Origin of the sequence: Micromonospora sp. NPDC000663 (assembly GCF_042898105.1) — a bacterium.
Lineage (GTDB): Bacteria > Actinomycetota > Actinomycetes > Mycobacteriales > Micromonosporaceae > Micromonospora.
Map to the genome: position 1 here is coordinate 444,380 of NZ_JBIAYR010000003.1, position 12,286 is coordinate 456,665.

14 protein-coding genes and 1 tRNA gene are annotated in these 12,286 nt (G+C 71.2%); 6 read left to right on the forward strand and 9 right to left on the reverse strand.

The annotated features are described in order from the left end of the window. Positions 1 to 13 precede the first annotated feature (13 nt). From ACFY1S_RS14340 to ACFY1S_RS14350, 3 genes are read right to left on the reverse strand one after another with little or no spacing between them, the layout of a single operon-like run. Complete coding sequence (locus tag ACFY1S_RS14340) at positions 14 to 1,468, reverse strand: protein phosphatase 2C domain-containing protein (protein WP_387117083.1); 1,455 nt, start codon at positions 1,466 to 1,468, stop codon at positions 14 to 16. Continuing rightward, positions 1,465 to 1,950, reverse strand: coding sequence for an FHA domain-containing protein (locus ACFY1S_RS14345; protein WP_074315675.1), 486 nt, complete (start codon positions 1,948 to 1,950; stop codon positions 1,465 to 1,467). The genes ACFY1S_RS14340 and ACFY1S_RS14345 overlap by 4 nt, the downstream gene beginning before the upstream one ends. A 6-nt stretch (positions 1,951 to 1,956) precedes the next feature. Continuing rightward, a complete protein-coding gene (locus tag ACFY1S_RS14350) occupies positions 1,957 to 2,745 on the reverse strand; it encodes a DUF3662 and FHA domain-containing protein (protein ID WP_139586798.1) in 789 nt (262 codons plus the stop codon). Between the two features lie 207 nt (positions 2,746 to 2,952). Between ACFY1S_RS14350 and ACFY1S_RS14355 the strand changes: the two genes are divergently transcribed. From ACFY1S_RS14355 to ACFY1S_RS14365, 3 genes are all read left to right on the forward strand, one after another. Beyond that, positions 2,953 to 3,035 (forward strand) — tRNA-Leu (locus ACFY1S_RS14355). A 68-nt stretch (positions 3,036 to 3,103) separates the two neighbouring features. Next, positions 3,104 to 4,219 carry an NAD-dependent epimerase/dehydratase family protein gene (locus ACFY1S_RS14360; RefSeq protein WP_387117086.1) on the forward strand — a complete coding sequence of 372 codons (1,116 nt, stop codon included), beginning with the start codon at positions 3,104 to 3,106 and terminating at the stop codon, positions 4,217 to 4,219. Beyond that, entirely contained in the window at positions 4,216 to 5,022 is an 807-nt protein-coding gene (locus ACFY1S_RS14365; protein ID WP_387117089.1) for a WecB/TagA/CpsF family glycosyltransferase, read from the forward strand. The genes ACFY1S_RS14360 and ACFY1S_RS14365 overlap by 4 nt, the downstream gene beginning before the upstream one ends. Positions 5,023 to 5,087: 65 nt before the next feature. Here the strand turns inward: ACFY1S_RS14365 and ACFY1S_RS14370 are convergent, their stop codons facing one another. Further along, a complete protein-coding gene (locus tag ACFY1S_RS14370) occupies positions 5,088 to 6,647 on the reverse strand; it encodes a S8 family serine peptidase (protein ID WP_387117092.1) in 1,560 nt (519 codons plus the stop codon). Between the two features lie 218 nt (positions 6,648 to 6,865). Here ACFY1S_RS14370 and ACFY1S_RS14375 point away from each other — a divergent pair, with 218 nt between their 5' ends. Further along, positions 6,866 to 7,450, forward strand: a complete 585-nt coding sequence (locus ACFY1S_RS14375; protein WP_387117095.1) for a hypothetical protein — start codon at positions 6,866 to 6,868, stop codon at positions 7,448 to 7,450. Here the strand turns inward: ACFY1S_RS14375 and ACFY1S_RS14380 are convergent. From ACFY1S_RS14380 to ACFY1S_RS14390, 3 genes are all read right to left on the reverse strand, one after another. After that, a complete protein-coding gene (locus ACFY1S_RS14380) occupies positions 7,433 to 7,819 on the reverse strand; it encodes a hypothetical protein (protein WP_387117098.1) in 387 nt (128 codons plus the stop codon). The genes ACFY1S_RS14375 and ACFY1S_RS14380 overlap by 18 nt on opposite strands. 204 nt (positions 7,820 to 8,023) lie before the next feature. After that, positions 8,024 to 8,245 carry a DUF397 domain-containing protein gene (locus tag ACFY1S_RS14385; protein ID WP_387117101.1) on the reverse strand — a complete coding sequence of 74 codons (222 nt, stop codon included), beginning with the start codon at positions 8,243 to 8,245 and terminating at the stop codon, positions 8,024 to 8,026. Beyond that, a complete protein-coding gene (locus ACFY1S_RS14390) occupies positions 8,215 to 9,096 on the reverse strand; it encodes a helix-turn-helix transcriptional regulator (protein ID WP_030487606.1) in 882 nt (293 codons plus the stop codon). Before ACFY1S_RS14390 ends, ACFY1S_RS14385 begins: the two co-directional genes overlap by 31 nt. 627 nt (positions 9,097 to 9,723) lie before the next feature. Here ACFY1S_RS14390 and ACFY1S_RS14395 point away from each other — a divergent pair. Together ACFY1S_RS14395 and ACFY1S_RS14400 are read left to right on the forward strand one after the other, a co-directional pair. Next, on the forward strand, positions 9,724 to 10,008 hold the full coding sequence (locus tag ACFY1S_RS14395) for a hypothetical protein (protein WP_139586807.1): 285 nt from the start codon (positions 9,724 to 9,726) through the stop codon (positions 10,006 to 10,008). A 103-nt stretch (positions 10,009 to 10,111) separates the two neighbouring features. Beyond that, positions 10,112 to 10,549: a hypothetical protein gene (locus ACFY1S_RS14400; protein ID WP_387117104.1), complete on the forward strand. Its 438-nt coding sequence runs from the start codon at positions 10,112 to 10,114 to the stop codon at positions 10,547 to 10,549. Between the two features lie 7 nt (positions 10,550 to 10,556). Here the strand turns inward: ACFY1S_RS14400 and ACFY1S_RS14405 are convergent, their stop codons facing one another. Both ACFY1S_RS14405 and ACFY1S_RS14410 read right to left on the reverse strand, forming a co-directional pair. Beyond that, positions 10,557 to 11,450: a PASTA domain-containing protein gene (locus ACFY1S_RS14405; RefSeq protein ID WP_387117107.1), complete on the reverse strand. Its 894-nt coding sequence runs from the start codon at positions 11,448 to 11,450 to the stop codon at positions 10,557 to 10,559. A gap of 123 nt (positions 11,451 to 11,573) precedes the next feature. Then, entirely contained in the window at positions 11,574 to 12,269 is a 696-nt protein-coding gene (locus tag ACFY1S_RS14410; protein ID WP_387117110.1) for a PASTA domain-containing protein, read from the reverse strand. Between the last annotated feature and the right edge of the window lie 17 nt (positions 12,270 to 12,286).

Below are 12,286 nucleotides of genomic sequence, written 5' to 3' on the forward strand. Positions count from 1 at the left end.
TCTCAGTCGACGCTCACTCAGGAGACCGGCAACCGGCCGGATCGAGCGTCGGCGGTGTCGAGTCGGAGGGCGTGGCGTCGGGTGCGGTCGTCGGGCCGGTCACGCCGGCGGTGGCGGTGATCCCAGGGGTCGGGCCCGTTGTCACGGACCCGTTGGGAGTCGCCGGCGCGCTGGGGCTGCCGTTCGGTGGCGCGGGCGTCCCGTCCGGGGTCGGCGAGCCGGCCACCACCGTCGGGTCGGACGGGCAGAGCGGCTTCAGGTTGGGGTTGGTCGGGGTGTCGCTCGTCAGCTCGGCGAGCTGGCGCTCGGCGTCCGGCTCGTTCTTGGCCCGGATGCCCACCTTGACGGTGTCCTGTGCGGCGACGGTGAGGTCGTCAAGCCTGGTCCCGCTGGTGCGGTGCACGGTGGAGAGGTCCATCCCGGCGATCTGACCCTGGATGCCCCGGAAGACGGCGACCTGGCCCTCCTCGGTGGCGCCCACGTAGTACTGCCGCTGGGTGTACGTCCAGCCGCCGAAGGCCGCGCCGCCGACGATCACCAGCAGGGCCAGCGCCATGGCGGCGGTACGCACCGGCCGGCGCTTCGGCCGCTCCGGCTCGTCGTCCGACGCGTTCGGCTCCTCCGGCGCGGCCGGGCGTGGCGCGGAGAGCGCCGAGGCCCGGGCGGCCGGGGTGGAGTCGTCGGCGGAGGTGGCCATGCCCCGGTCCCGGGCGGCGGCGCCGCCGACGATCGGGGTCGCCTCGACGATGTCCTGGTCGGTGGCGTCGGCGATGATCACCGTGATGTTGTCCGGGCCGCCGCCGCGCAGCGCGAGCTGCACCAGTCGCTCGACGCACCGCTGCGGGTCGGTGTACTCCCGCATGGTCTCACCGATGGTCTCGGCGCTGACCACGCCAGACAGGCCGTCGCTGCAGATCAGGTACCTGTCGCCGGGCAGGACCTGACGCACCGAGTACTCCGGGTCGATGTCCCGGCCGTCCAGGGCGCGGGTCAGCAGCGACCGTTGCGGGTGGCTGCTCGCCTCCTCGGCGCTGATCCGGCCCTCGTCGACGAGCATCTGGACGTACGTGTCGTCCTTGGTGATCTGCGCGAACTCACCGTTGCGCAGCAGGTAGGCCCGCGAGTCGCCGATGTGGACCATCCCCAGCTTGCTGCCGGTGAAGAGGGTGGCCGTCAGCGTGGTGCCCATCCCCTCCAACTGCGGGTTGGCGTCCACCGTGTCGCGGAGTTGTTGGTTGGCGGTACCCACGGCCGAACGCAACGCGTCGACGAGAGCGTCCCCCGGGACGTCCTCGTCGAGCGGCGCCATGGCACCGATGACGATGTTGCTGGCGACGTCACCGGCGGCCATGCCGCCCATGCCGTCGGCAACGGCGAGTAGCCGCGGTCCGGCGTAGACGGAGTCTTGATTGCCGTCTCGGATCAGACCGCGGTCGCTGTGGGCCGCATAGCGCAGGGTCAGAGTCATGGCCGTAATTCGAGGGAAGTGCGGCCGATCCGGATCGGCACGCCGAGGGGGACGGGGGTTGGTCCGGTGACCTTAGCGCGATCGAGGTACGTGCCGTTAGTCGAGCCGAGGTCCTCGACGAACCACTGACCGTCGCGGGGCACGAGCCGGGCGTGCCGCGCGGAGGCGTAGTCGTCGGTGATGACCAGGGTGGAGTCCTCGGCCCGACCGATGGTGATCTGCGCTTCACCGAGAGTGATCCGGGTGCCGGCCAGCTGGCCGGCGGTCACCACCAGCTGGTGTGCCGCCCTGCCCCGTTTCACCTTCGCCGGCTTGGCCGCCTGCCCCGTCGAGGCGCCAACGGCTCGTGGCGCCGCCACCAGGCGACCGGACCGGGCCCCCGCGAACAGGTCCCGACGGATCACGCCGACCACCGTGAACACGAAGATCCACAGCAGGATCAGGAATCCGAACCGGGCAACGGTGATGACCAGTTCCGGCAAGGCGGGTCAGCCGTCCACGCGGAAGGTCAGCGTCGTGGTGCCGAGCTGGACCATGTCACCCGGGTTGAGGGCGACGGCGGAGACCCGCTGACCGTTGACCATGGTGCCGTTGGTCGACCCCAGATCGGTGAGCACCACCTGACCGCCGTCGAAATCCAGCCGGGCGTGTCGCCGGGAGATGCCGACGTCCGGCAGGCGCAGGTTGGCCTGGTCGCCGCGACCGATCACCGTCGACCCCATCTGGAGGGGATAGGTGCGGCCGTCGCCGGAGACCAGCCGCACGTTGCGGCCGCCACCGTGGCCGGGCGGCGGACCGTAGCCACCGCCCTGGTCGTACGCGGGGTAGGCGGGCGGGCCGGCGTCGTAGCCGGGTGCCGACACCGGGGCGACCTCGCCACCGGTGTAGACCTCGGCGGTGACGCGGAACATCCCCGTGTCCAGGCCGTCCCCCCGCTCGATCTCGACGATCACGTCACCGTAGACCGTCCAGGCCTGCTCGCCGATGAACTCCGCCTGCGACTGGGCCAGCTCCTGGGCCAGTGCGGCGGCGTACGGCGCCAGACGACTGTGGTCGAACGGCGAGAGATCGATCACGTAGCGGTTGGGCACCAACGTGCGCCCACCGGCCAGGATCGCCTTGTGCGCCTCGGCCTCCCGCTGCATGGCGTTGAGGATCTCCACGGGGTGGACCACCCCTTTGAAGACCTTGGCGAAGGCCCCCTCGACCAGGCCTTCCAGACGCTTCTCGAAGCGTTGCAGCACGCTCACCGGCTCCTCCTCGGGTCCCGAGGACATGATGGTATCCGGCCGGCGCGCGTGCAGCTCACACGCCGCTCGACCGCCTGCTCCCGGCCCGCTCGGAAGGACCGGGACTGCCGTGCTAATCTTTCGTCCGCCACGAACGGTAACCGCTCGTGGCGAGCGTCTGGGACAGCGTAGTATTCCCGAGGCCCACTGGAGACAGCGGGTTCGGGACGGCTAGATTGTTCCGGGTTGTGCCACGGGGATGTGGCGGAATGGCAGACGCGCACGGTTCAGGTCCGTGTGCCCGAAAGGGCGTGGGGGTTCAACTCCCCCCATCCCCACCCAAAAGACGAGGGCTCCGCAGATGCGGGGCCCTCGCGTCATATCGGGGCGTGCCGGACGTCACGCTATGCTCCGATGGATTCTGCCTCCAATGGACCAGGAGTGGCGTGTGAGTGTCGCGTTGGTGACCGGGTCTGGTGGTCTGATCGGCTCCGAGGCGGTCCGGCACTTCGCCGGGCTCGGCCTTGACGTCGTCGGCATCGACAACGACATGCGCCGGTACTTCTTCGGTGAGGACGGCTCCACATCGTGGAGCCTGGAGCGGCTCGGCCGTGACCTCGGTAGTGCGTACACCCACTTCGCGGTGGACATCCGGGACCGCGACGGCCTGGAGCAGGTGTTCAAGAAGTACGGCTCGGACATCGCCGTGGTGATCCACAGCGCCGCGCAGCCGAGCCACGACTGGGCGGCGAAGGAGCCGTACACGGACTTCGACGTCAACGCCGGCGGCACCCTCAACATGCTGGAGAACACCCGGCTGCACGCCATCGACGCGCCGTTCATCCACTGCTCGACGAACAAGGTGTACGGGGACCGGCCCAACAGCCTGCCGCTGATCGAGCTGGAGACGCGGTACGAGCTGCCCGAGGACCACAGGTGGTACAACGGCATCACCGAGGACATGTCGATCGACAGCTCCCTGCACTCGATCTTCGGCGCCTCCAAGGTCGCCGCGGACGTGATGGTCCAGGAGTACGGCCGCTACTTCGACATGAAGACCGCCTGCTTCCGGGGAGGCACACTCACCGGCCCGGCGCACTCGGCTGCCGAGCTGCACGGCTTCCTGGCGTACCTGATGCGCTGCGTGATGGAGGGCCGGACGTACAACCTGTACGGCTACAAGGGCAAGATGGTCCGCGACGCGATCCACTCCCGGGACGTGCTTACCGCGTTCGAGGCGTTCTTCCGGGCCCCGCGTTCGGCGGAGGTCTACAACCTGGGCGGCGGACGGCACTCCAACACCTCGCACATCGAGGCGTTCCGGATCGCCGAGGAGATCACCGGCCGCGAGGCGCGGATCAACTACGTCGAGCAGAACCGCACGGGCGACCACCAGTGGTACGTCAGCAGCATGGCCCGGTTCGAGGAGCAGTACCCGGACTGGACGATCACCTACGACGTCCCCATGATCCTGCGGGAGATCTACGAGGCCAACGTGGACAAGTGGGTGCCCCAGTCATGACCGCCCGGACCAAGCGCAACGTGCTCGGCGTCCTGGTCGACGCCACCGACTACGCCACGGCGACGGACGCCGTGGTGACCGCCGCGCACGAGCGGCGTCCCTTCGCGCTTACCGCGTTGGCCGTGCACGGCGTGATGACAGGCGTCCTGGATCCGGCGCACAACGCCCGGCTCAACTCGTTCGACATGGTCACGCCGGACGGGCAGCCGGTGCGCTGGGCGCTCAACCTGCTGCACCACGCCGGGCTCACGGACCGCGTCTACGGGCCGACGCTGACCCTGCACGTGCTGTCCCGTTTCGCCGACGAGGGGCTGCCGGTCTACCTGTACGGGTCGACCGAGGAGACGCTCGCCAAGCTGATCCCCGCGTTGGAGCGGATGTTCCCCGCGCTGAAGATCGCCGGCGTGGAGCCGTCGAAGTTCCGGGACGTCCAGCCGGGCGAGGACGCGGAGATCGCCGACCGGATCCGGTCCAGCGGCGCCCGACTGGTCCTGGTCGGGCTCGGCTGCCCACGCCAGGAGGTCTTCACGTACGCCATGCGACCGCTGCTCGACATGCCGCTGATGGCTGTCGGCGCGGCCTTCGACTACCACGCCGGGCTGCTGCGCCAGCCGCCGCCGTGGATGCAGCGTGCCGGGCTGGAGTGGTTCTGGCGGCTCGGTCTGGAGCCGAAGCGTCTCTGGAAGCGTTACGTGATCCTCAACCCGGCGTACCTGGCCCGGCTGGCGGGGCAGAAGACCGGCCTGTGGAAGGCGCGCCCGCCGGCCCCGGCCACCGAACGGCCGGCCACCTTCGCGGTCTGACCCCGATCCGGTACGACACGAGGCCCCACCCGCGGAAGCGGATGGGGCCTCGCTCGTGCGGGCGGTCAGACGGTGAGGGTCCAGCTGTTGATGTAACCGGTGTCGGCCGAGTACGTGTCGCGTACCTGGAGCCGCCAGGTGCCGTCGGCGGCCTCACCTGACACGTTGGCCGTGTACGTGGTGTTCACGTTGTCGGCGCTGTCCGAGGTGCTGCTGTTCTTCAGCCGGTACGCGCTGCCGTCCGGTGCGAGCAGGTCGATGACCAGGTCACCCCGGTAGGTGTGCACGATGTTCACCGCGACGGTGGAGGCCGACGAGGCGTTCCGGCCACAGCCGGAGATGGTGATCGAGCTGGTCACCGCCGCACCGGCGTCCGGGATCGACACGTCGGTGCCGTTGGTGCCGGTGCAGCCGGTCGGGGGCGGCGGGGTGGTGCCGCCGGAGCCGACGTAGAGCAGCCGGTTCGGCGAACCGGAGCCGGCGTTGCCCACCACGTTGGGTGTCGCGTTGGCCACCATCTGGTCGCGGACCTGCGCCGGCGTCCAGCTCGGGTTGGCGCTGGCCAGCAGGGCCGCCGCGCCGACCACGTGCGGCGTGGCCATCGAGGTGCCGCTGATCGTGTTGGTCGCCGTGTTGCTCGTGTACCAGGCCGATGTGATCGACGAGCCCGGCGCGAAGATGTCCAGGCAGGTGCCGATGTTGGAGAACGACGAGCGGGCGTCCGTGTTGGTCGTCGAGCCGACCGTGATGGCCTCCGTTGTGCGCGCCGGCGAGGTGTTGCAGGCGTTCGCGCCGCTGTCGTTGCCGGCCGCCAGGCCGTACGTCACACCCGAGGCGATGGAGTTGCGTACTGCGGTGTCCAGCGAGCTGTTCGCGCCGCCGCCGAGGCTCATGTTGGCCACCGCCGGCTTGATCGCGTTCGCGGTGACCCAGTCGACGCCGCCGATGACACCGGCGTTGGTGCCGCTGCCGGAGCAGTTCAGCACCCGTACGCCGACCAGCTGGACGCCCTTTGCCACGCCATACGAGGAACCGCCGACGGTGCCGGCCACGTGCGTGCCGTGGCCGTTGCAGTCGTCGGCCGACCCGCCGTCCACGGCGTCGTAGCCGGAGGTGGCCCGGCCGCCGAAGTCGTTGTGGGAGAAGCGGATGCCGGTGTCGATGATGTAGGCGTGCACGTTGCTCGCCGTGTTCGGGTAGGTGTAGGAGCTGTCCAGGGGCAGGTTGCGCTGGTCGATCCGGTCCAGACCCCAGGAGGGCGGGTTGGCCTGCGTTCCGGAGATCGAGACGGTGTGGTTCTGCTCGACGTACGCCACCGCCGGGTCGGCGGCGATGCGGGCCGCCGCCTTCGCGCTCAAGGTGATTTCGAAGCCGCGCAGCGCCGCGCCGTAGGTGCGTGCCACCTTGCCGCCGTGACGGCCGGACAGCCGCTTCGCGGTGTCACCGACCCGGTCGCGGGACACCGCGCTGTCCTTGAGTACGACGATGTAGCTGTCCGACACGGCGGTGGCTCCGCCGGCGGACCGGATCTCGCCGACCGGTTCGGCGGCCAGGGCCGGGGTGCCGACGGCCAGCACGGTCGCGGTGGCCACCCCGACCAGTACTGATCTGCGTGGAAGACCCATCTGCCTACCTCCCTCCGACCGGCGGCGGATCGCGACCACCGGCCCCAACATCGATCGACTGTTGCCGATCGAGCTGAGGGTATTTCAGCACTCGCCCGGGGGGACATGTCGAAACGTCCATAACATCGGAGGGATGACCCCCTACGGGACCTGGGTCCGGGGCGAACGGGGGGCTGGCCCGGATTCGCGCCGGCCCGATCCGGGAAAGACTCTCCGACATGGAGAGTCAGCTCACCATCCTGCTGCCGATCGCCGCCGTCTGGGTGGCCGCCGGCGTCCTGGCCGACAGCCTGCCCCGCCTGCGCAACACCCGCGCGCTGCGCCGGCGTACCGGATGGTTGCTGGCCCTCGCCGCGACCGGCGTGGCGCTCACCGCGGCTGTGCTCGCCGGCGGGCTGTTCAGCGCGGGCGCCGCCCCGATCGACCGGGCAGCCGCCGGGCTGACCCTGACCATGGGCCCCGCGCTCGTGGTGGCGGCCAGTTCGGTACGCCGCATCCGCCGGCTGTGGGCCGGAGCCGGCGCCTTCGCCAGCGCACCGGGCACCCCCGCGCCGTACGGCCTGCGCGCCGACGCGGCACATCCCCTGGTCGGGCTGCCGTTGCAGGTGAGCGCCCTGACCACACTGCCGGCGGTGATCGCGGCCGCCGGCGCCGACCTCGGCGCCGAGCCGGGCGTCACCGGTCCGGCGATCACCGTGGGCGCGCTCGCGGTGGCAGTCATCGGCGTCCGGCACGCGCTCCGGCACAGCCGGCTCGCCGAGCGGACCCGACCGGCGGTGTCGCCGTCAGCGCGAGCGGCCTGACCCCTGCACGTACAGCAGCTCCAGGATCGCCCGGGTCGCCTCGAACCAGCGGTCCAGCCAGCCGGGCGACGGGACGCTGCCCTTCGGCGGCAACTCCAGCAGCAGACCGCGCAGCAGCGGATGGTCGGCAAGCGACCCGGTGGCCTCCGGTGGCCAGCCGCTCGGCGGGAACGACGGCTCGACGAGCGGATTCGGGTCGAGGGAGGGCAGCGAGAGAGGCGGGTCGGCCGACTCGGCGGCGGACGGCTCCTGCTCGCTCGACACCACCTCGGTCAGTACGGTGTCCCGGCGCGCCCCGCGGTACTTGCCACCGAACCGCTCGGGCTTACCCGGACCGTTGGTGAGATTGTCTGACCCGATCGTCGTCATCCGTCTCGCCTACCTCGCTCGGTTGCGGGATCGGTGCGGCGGATCATCGACCAGCGCCGCTCCGACCGGTTCAACGAGACGGACCCGCTGTGGCGACGGGAATCCCGGCGGAACCTCGCGGCCGGCGCCCTTCACGGCACCCGCCCCGGGCACGGGAAGGCCCCCGCCCGGTCGGAACCGGACGGGGACCCACGTGATACTCGGTCAGTCCGAGCCGAACACACCACCTCTGGTGCCGGCGACGAAGGCGTGCCAGTCACCCGGGGCGAAGACCAGGGCCGGGCCGGCCTTGTCCTTCGAGTCCCGCACTCCGACCGCTCCGGTCACGTACGCCACCTCCACGCAGTTGTCACAGTTCGGCCCGCTCTTCGAGCTCTTGAACCACGTTGCCTGCGTCAGGTCCACGGGGAACCCCTTGGTCGCCATTTCCACAACGGCTCCTCTGCCAGTTTTGCGATGTGTGCGACGGACTCCTCCGGACGAATGGCCGCGGCGCGGATGTGATCGAAGATGAAGCTGTACTTCTGCAGTTCGTCGCTCTTCTCGAGGAAAAGCCCACCCGTGGCGTTCTCCGCGTACACAACATCCGGATCACCGGGCTCAGGGAAGCTGAGGATCGTGAAGGTCCCGTCCATGCCGGCGTGCGCCCCCACCTCGAAGGGGAGGATCTGGAGCGTCACGTTCGGCAACTCGGCCACCTCGACCAGCCTTTTCAGCTGGCCGCGCATCACCTCGTCCCCACCCACCGGCCGACTTACCACCGCCTCATCGAGCACCACCCACAGATCGACCGGATCGTCCTGGGTCAACAACGACTGACGGCCCAGACGGACACGCACCCTCTGGTGCACCTGATCGGCGGTGAAGTCCGGCCGGGCGGCGCGGATCATCGCCCCGGCGTACTCCTCGGTCTCCAGAAGACCCGGCACCACCTGCTGTTCGTACGCCCGGATCGAACTGGCCGCGGCCTCCAGCCCGACGTACGCGCCGACGAGCACCGTGCTGTACGGGTGCCACCAGCCCTTCTGCCGGGCCTCCCGGGCGATCTGCACGAGCTCGTCGCTCTCGGCGCCCACCACGCCGTAGATCCGGAGCATGTCCCGCACGTCGCGGGGCGTGGCCGTGGTGTGGCCGGTCTCGATCCGGGAGACCTTCGACGCGGAGCACTCCAACTGCTCGGCGACCACCTCGATGGTGATCCCGGCGGACTCCCTCTGGCGGCGCAGCTCGGCACCGAGCCGCCGCCGTCTGATGGTCGGACTGCGCCGCTCACTCATGGCGCGATCCAAGAAGTCAGTGGTCCCCGCCGCTGGCTGCTCGACCCCACTCGGGCTACCTCCGGTAACGCGCCACTGGGTGACACCCGCCGGGGGCGCGACCGTCGACCGGCGAACGCTCGCGGCGAGGGGGGTGGTGCCGGTCATCGGCCGGCCGCGACGGGCGAAACCGGCCCTCAGTGTGCCGTCCGGACACGGATGGCTTCAAGCGCCGCTTTGCGCGACACGCTCACGTATCGGCAAAAGTCGACGTGCAACTTGCATGAAGCACGTCCCTGATGCAGTCTGTCCGTATGGCACGGATCACTCAGCGTCTCCGTCCGCTCCCCCGGAGTGGTGACCCCACCGATCCGGGGCCGGACACGACGCGGATCCGGCCGGCGACACCGAGACCTGCCCCCGGGTGAAGACCCCGCCGCTGCAAGCCGGCAAGCTGCGGCGGCGGGCGCGGTTCCCGGAGAGCAGCCGGGTGATGGTCGGGTGGCGGCACGCCACCAGCGGGGTACGGCCCGACCACCACCATCGCACCACCGGTCCACGAGGCACGACCCCGTCACCGGCCGAGACTCTTCCCCCCGATCAGTCACCGCCGGCCCCACCGCCGGCCAACCCTCCCCAGGAGCCCATGTGCTTCCCCGCTCCGGTGACGTTCTGCACGTGACTCGCGCGGCGAGTGTCCAGTTCCTCAGGCCGATCATGTTCCGGGTCATCCGTGTGCTCGACTGGCCGACGTACGACGGTTGGCTCTGGCTCGACGGCTACGAGCTCAACGCCGCGGGCGACGCGGTCAACAGACGATCGATCTTCGTCCAGCGGGAAGGGTTGCAACAGGTGCAGGCCGCACCGGAACCCCGCCCGCACACCGTACGGACGCGGCGGCCCGTCTCCCGTACCCCGGTCCGGGTGGGCTGACCACCGCGATCCGCCGCGGTGGGCGTGCCGTCGCCATAGAATTGGTACGCCCACCCCGGCACGTTCCACCGCACGTTCCAGGGCCCTGAGCCTGGGATGGTTCATGGTCAATCAGCCCGCCCCGCGGCGGCACCACCGCTCCCGTATCGCCTACGCCCTCGGACTGCTCGCCCTGCTCGGGGCCGTGGCCACACTCGTGGTCCTGGCCCGCGACCCGGCGTCGTCCGCGACCCGGCTGACCACCCCGGTACCCGCACCGGAGATCACAGTGGTGGACGCCGACCCACACGTGCAGGACGACCCCGGCTGGATCGGTGCCGTCGCACCCACCCGGCACACCGAAGCGACAGACCCGACCGGGTCGGTCGCTGGTGGCGGCGCCGGGGGTCAGTCCGACGGACGGCAGGACCTCGCCGGGTCGGGCCCGGCCGGGCACACCGCCACGGACGTCCGCAGGTCCCTGTTCTGGTCGGGGATCTTCGGTCTCACCATCTCGCTCGCCGGCCTCGGCCTGGTCGGCACCCGCCGTCGGATGTGGTGAGCAGCGGTCACGGCGTGCTGGTCGCCGTCCTACCCGGTGTGGTCGGACCGCTCCCGGTCGAGGGGCGGGCCTGCGAGACGATCAGCAGGACGTCCTCGCCGTCCGACACCGTCGCCCCGGCCTCCGGCTCGGTGCCCACCACGGTCCCCGGCGGCAGCTCCGACGGGCGGTACACCACCCGGTAGGACAGGCCGAGCCGTTCCAGCAGCCCCTCGGCGGTGGCCTGCGGCAGGCCGGCGACCGGCGGCACGGGCACCTCGGCGGGCTCGCTCGACGGCGGCGGGCTGCTCGGCGACGCACTGCTCGGCGACGCGGACGTCGGAGCGGCGCTTGTCGGCACGGCGCTGGTGGCACTGCCCGGCGGCGGCGACGGGGTGGACCCCGGGTCGTCCCGGTCGTTGTCCCGGGCGTTGAGCACCACCCAGAGCGCGGCCCCGAGCAGACCTACCAGCACCAGCGCCAGTACACCCCAGAGGATCGGCAGCCACCACCGTCGCCCACTCTGCTCCTCGGCGTACCAGTCGCCGGCCGGCTCGGCCGGTCGCGGCGGTCGCACCTCCGCGCGCCCCGACCACGGCGCGGGGTTGGACCGCTCGACGGGCATCCGCGCCGTGCGGTCCGCCGGCTGCGACGGCCCGGACCTGTCGATGGGCATGGTCTGGTCGGAGGGCCCCGTCGCATCGGGCCCGCCCGGCGGCGCGGCCCGGTTCATCGGCGCGGTCTCATCCGGCGACGCGGCCCGGTTCATCGGCGCGGTCTCATCCGGCGACGCGGCCCGGTTCATCGGCGCGGTCTCATCGGGTGTGGCGGGCGGCGGCTCCGGCCGGTCGGCGGGAGGGAGCGGGCGGGTCCGGTCCTCGTCGGGCTCCCCGGCGGGCGGCTCCTGGCGGTCGTCGCTCATCGCACGTCCTTTCCCGAACCGGGGGCGGGCGGCACGGCCCTCGACCGTCAACCTAGCGGCCCGCACCGCCATCGGCGCGGATCAGCGGCCCCGGCGAGCCGGAAACGACGCCGGACCCCAGGGTCAGGAGGTGGGTTTCACGCTCGGCTGGTCGGCCGGGTTCGCACCGCACCAGATGCTCACCTGGTCGTTCCAGCGGGCCGAACCGTCCTCGGTCGGTTCCTGTCGGGTGACCTTTCCACTGCGCCCGCTGCGGTAGCTCGGGTAGAGCCCCTCCTCGACCAACTCGTCGGCGGCCCTGGCGCAGTCGTCACCGACCACATCCGGCACCTCCGCGGGCGGCGGCGGGCCGGCCACCTGGAGTTGCACAGTGGTGCCCCTGGTGACCTCGGTGCCCACGGAAGGCGAGGCGCTCTGCACCGTACGACCGGTGCCACCGCCGAAGACCAGTCGCCAGCCCAGCCGCTGCTTGCGCAGCATGTCCCGGGCCTCCTCGAAATCGGCGCCGACGACCGGCGGGACGGTCAGCCCGGCCCCCTTCGTCGCGCTGGCGGAGGTCCGGGGAGCCGAGGGCGTGGTCCGACCCGTGCTCGGTCGGGGTGTGACAGTCCGGGCGGTAGGCGTGCCGGTCACGCTCGCCACGGCGAGCGGCTCGTCAGGGGCGTCGTCCTCGCCGGCCAGCAGCCAGCCACCTGTCGCGCCCACCGCGGCGAGGAGCACCGCCACCAGCCCACCGCCGAGCAGGACGGTGGCCCGGCTCGCGCCGCCCCCGTCCCGACCGTCGGCCGGATCCTGCCGACCCGTGTTCGCGTCCGTCATACCGCACACCGCCTCAT